The sequence below is a fragment of the Clostridioides sp. ZZV15-6598 genome, from assembly GCF_020657705.1.
Lineage (GTDB): Bacteria > Bacillota > Clostridia > Peptostreptococcales > Peptostreptococcaceae > Clostridioides > Clostridioides difficile_F.
Window position 1 is genome coordinate 1 of record NZ_JAGWCS010000216.1, and the last position, 3846, is coordinate 3846.

The window sequence follows — 3846 nt, forward strand, 5'->3', positions numbered from 1 at the left end:
GTAAATATTGGTTGGAGCTTAATGAGTCTTGATACTAATAGAATAAATAAAATTATTTCAAAACCTTGGACTAGTGACGGGTTAAATTTTAGTGAAAGAATTTGGGGTAAACATAGACCTGCTTTGGTAAATGAACTACATACTAAGCTAACTCAATCAATTATTAGAGGTGAAAATCCAAAAAATTTAGTGAATGATTTTGCTAAGAGATTTAATGTGTCTAAATCACAAGCTAAGAATTTAATAATGACTGAATCAGCTTTCTTTGCATCAGCTTCAAGAAAAGATTGTTTCAATGATTTAGATGTAGAGAAATATGAGATTATTGCCACACTAGATTTAAAAACATCAAATATATGTAGAGAACTGGATGGAAAAGTATTTGATATGAAAGACTATCAAGTTGGAATAACAGCTCCACCATTTCATTGTCATTGCAGGACAACAACAGCTCCTTGGTTTGAGGATGAAGAAGGATATAGAGCAGCAAAAGGAGAAGATGGAAAAACATATTATGTACCATCTAGTATGAAATATAAAGAGTGGTATGAAAAGACATTCATAACTGATAAAAAAGATGATATACTAAGTAATAAGAGTTGGTTAAAAGCAGATTTTCCAACTGAAAAGAAATTTAAAAAGCATGTAGAAAAACACTTAAATGAATATGGAAACATAACTGCTGAAGAATATCTATCTACAGCAAGGAATTTGCTATCAGAACAATTAAGTAATGATGTAGAAGGATTTTTAAGTAAAGATAACTTTTTATTTAAGTATAGGAAGAGCAGTAATGATTTTGCTGTTGGAAGAGCAGATGGTGAAATATCAACCTTATTTAAACCAAAGGAAGGTTATAATTACTGGTTAGAACAAATGAAAGAATATAAGGAGGTTTAGATATGAATTGTCCAGTATGTGGTAAAGATGTAGATGTATTTGATATTTGTGATAATTGTAATTGGCAAAACAGTGGACCAAAAGAAACTAATTACAAAGGACCAAATAAAATGTCATTAAAAGAAGCTAAAGAAGCTTATGAAAAAGGTAAAAAAGTAATATAAAAGCACTTACTAAATGATGAATTGGTAGGTGCTTTTATTATGTAAAAATGAAAGGAGAGTTGTATTGTTGAAAGAATATATAGTTTGGTTTAAAAGTGGGAATAGCATATCTGGAATGGTAGATGAAGATGTTGCTGATAAGTTAATGCAAGATTTTATTGAGGTTGACTCAGATTGTAGGAACTTGAAAGGATATTTAGATGAAGATGGAACAACAATAATAGATTTATCGCAAATAGAAGCTATATCAATAAATAATTGTAGTGAGAATAATAATATTGGTTTTAGTAAGTCCTAGATAGGACTTTTTTATTTTGTAAAAAACGAAAGGAGACATTTAAAATGGATTGGTTAAAAGAATTACTGGAAGAAATAAAAATAGAAGATAACAAGTTTGATGTAGCTTCTCTTCAAAAATCTATAGAAAAGAAAATAAAAGAGACTACAGTTAACAAAGAAGATTACGAAAATCTTGAAATACAATTAAACGCAGCAAATGAGACAATTGAAGGTTTTAAAGGAGTTATGACACAACAAGAGGTTGAACAATTAAAAGCAACTTATGAAGCTGAAATAAAACAGATAAGGAGGGATTCTATTGATGAAAGATTACTAACAGAAAGTAGGGCAAGAAATAAAAAAGCAACAAAGGCATTACTTGAAGATATTGAGGAAGAAGACAATGAAAAGTATGAATCTTTAAGATTAGCACAGATTAAGAAACTACAGGAAAGTGAAGAGAGTAAGTTTTTATTTGAAGAAGTTCAAGAAACAAAAGTAAATTTTAAAGGTGTAAATCCAGCAGAAAGTAATCCTATAGCAGAAAAAACACCAAAGGATTTTACTTATGAAGATTGGTGTAATCAATTAGAAAATTAAAGAAAAGAGGTAAATAAATATGGCAAATACAAAATTTGATGCAAAATCATTTAATGCAGAAGCATTTGGAAAGTATATGGAGTCAGCTCCAACACTAAAGAGAAATGAATTATTAAAATCAAGAGCTTTAAAATCAAACTCAGAAATTAGAAACTTATTTAGTAGTCAAACAACTACATCATATGGAAGAATACCTATGTATGGTAACTTAGAAGGGGATGCGCTTAACTATGATGGTATGACTGATATAACAGCAGATACTACTGTTACCTATGAAAGAGGAGTTGTAGTAATTGGTAGAGCTAAAGCATGGATGGAGAAAGATTTTAGTCAAGATATAACAGCAGGTGTAGATTTTATGTCTAATGTAAGAAATAAAGTAGCTTCATTTTGGGAGGATATTGACCAAGATACGCTGCTATCAATATTAAAAGGTATATTCTCAATGACAGGAACTGAAAATAAGAAGTTTGTTGATTTCCATACATCAGATATAACTAAAAATGGTGATGGGAAAGTTTCTGCTGAAAGTCTTAATACAACTATACAAAAAGCATGTGGTGATAATAAAAATAAATTTAGTCTAGCTATAATGCACAGTAGTGTAGCTACTAATTTAGAAAATTTAAATCTACTAACTTATCTAAAGTATACTGATGAACAAGGAATACAAAGAGATTTAGGTTTGGCTACATGGAATGGTAGAACTGTATTAATTGATGATAGTATGCCAGTAGAAGATGTTGCAGAAAGTACAAGTGGTGCAGGTGATGGATACACAAAATATACTACTTATATATTAGGTGATGGAGCTTTTGATTATGAGGATATAGGAGCAAAAGTTCCTTATGAAATGGATAGGGACCCTAAAACAAATGGTGGTCAAGATACTTTATATACAAGACAAAGAAAAGTATTTGCGCCTTGTGGAATTTCATACGAAAAGAAAAAGCAAGTTTCACTATCTCCAACAAAATCAGAACTTGAAGATGGTTCTAACTGGACCTTAGTAAATGATGGGTCAACAACTAAAACAAAATATATAGACCATAAGTCCATTGCAATTGCTCAAATAATATCAAAAGGTTAAATTTTATGGAAAATAATATAATTGATGATATAGAAAGAAGGCTTGAAAGCTTTAGATATACATTAAAAGATGGAGATAAATGGTTAATAGATTTTGTAAAAGAAAAGATAGAAAATATTATTAAACTAGATTGTAATATAAATGAAATTCCAAAAGAGTTATACAATATAGAAGTAGATATGATAGTTGGAGAGTTCTTATTTACTAAAAAAAATATGGGTCAATTAGATATAGAAAGTCTTAATTTTGAAGCTGTAGAAAAGTCTATATCAGAAGGTGATACAAAGGTAGATTTTGCTATAGGAAGTGGTTCTCAAACACCAGAGCAACGCTTTGATAGTTTAATAGCTTACCTTACTACTTATGGTAAGAATAAGATATTAACCTTTAGGTGCTTAAGATGGTAAACAGAACTAGAAAAGCAATAGAAATGTTATATAGAGATAAATGTACTATAGTTGAGTATCAGCCAATTAAGGACCCTATAACTAAAAGAACAAATAACAAAGAAGTAGTCATATTAGAAAATCAACCATGTAAGCTTTCATATAAAAATGTTACTTCTACAGAACAAGGAAAAGTAGCTAAGCTAGAGCAAACTATTAAACTCTTTATATCTTCAGATATAGAAATTAAAGCAGGTTCAAAACTTATTATAAATAATAAAGAATATGTAAGAAGTGGAGAATCTGCTATATACCCTAATCATCAAGAAATAATCTTAGAATTACTTAAGGATAAAGCTTAATGGCTAGATGGGGCAGTGTTGATTTTAGAGAGTTTAAAAGAGTTTGTAAGAAAATGGAGAAGCTT

The 3846-nt window shown here is 29.5% G+C and carries 7 protein-coding genes; all 7 read left to right on the forward strand.

The annotated features are described in order from the left end of the window. A partial coding sequence (locus KGF50_RS20665; protein ID WP_227849799.1) for a minor capsid protein occupies positions 1-900 on the forward strand: 900 nt, incomplete at its 5' end. Positions 901-902: 2 nt separating this feature from the next. After that, positions 903-1064: a CPCC family cysteine-rich protein gene (locus KGF50_RS20670; protein WP_021360965.1), complete on the forward strand. Its 162-nt coding sequence runs from the start codon at positions 903-905 to the stop codon at positions 1062-1064. Between the two features lie 67 nt (positions 1065-1131). Further along, positions 1132-1362: a hypothetical protein gene (locus tag KGF50_RS20675; protein WP_227849800.1), complete on the forward strand. Its 231-nt coding sequence runs from the start codon at positions 1132-1134 to the stop codon at positions 1360-1362. 44 nt (positions 1363-1406) lie between these two features. After that, positions 1407-1943: a phage scaffolding protein gene (locus tag KGF50_RS20680; protein ID WP_227849801.1), complete on the forward strand. Its 537-nt coding sequence runs from the start codon at positions 1407-1409 to the stop codon at positions 1941-1943. Positions 1944-1962: 19 nt separating this feature from the next. Then, the gene (locus KGF50_RS20685) at positions 1963-3033 is read left to right on the forward strand and encodes a phage coat protein (RefSeq protein WP_227849802.1); all 1071 of its coding nucleotides are present in this window, start codon (positions 1963-1965) and stop codon (positions 3031-3033) included. A 5-nt stretch (positions 3034-3038) separates the two neighbouring features. After that, positions 3039-3440, forward strand: a complete 402-nt coding sequence (locus KGF50_RS20690; protein WP_227849803.1) for a hypothetical protein — start codon at positions 3039-3041, stop codon at positions 3438-3440. Continuing rightward, positions 3434-3781: a hypothetical protein gene (locus KGF50_RS20695; protein WP_227849804.1), complete on the forward strand. Its 348-nt coding sequence runs from the start codon at positions 3434-3436 to the stop codon at positions 3779-3781. Before KGF50_RS20690 ends, KGF50_RS20695 begins: the two co-directional genes overlap by 7 nt. Positions 3782-3846 lie beyond the last annotated feature (65 nt).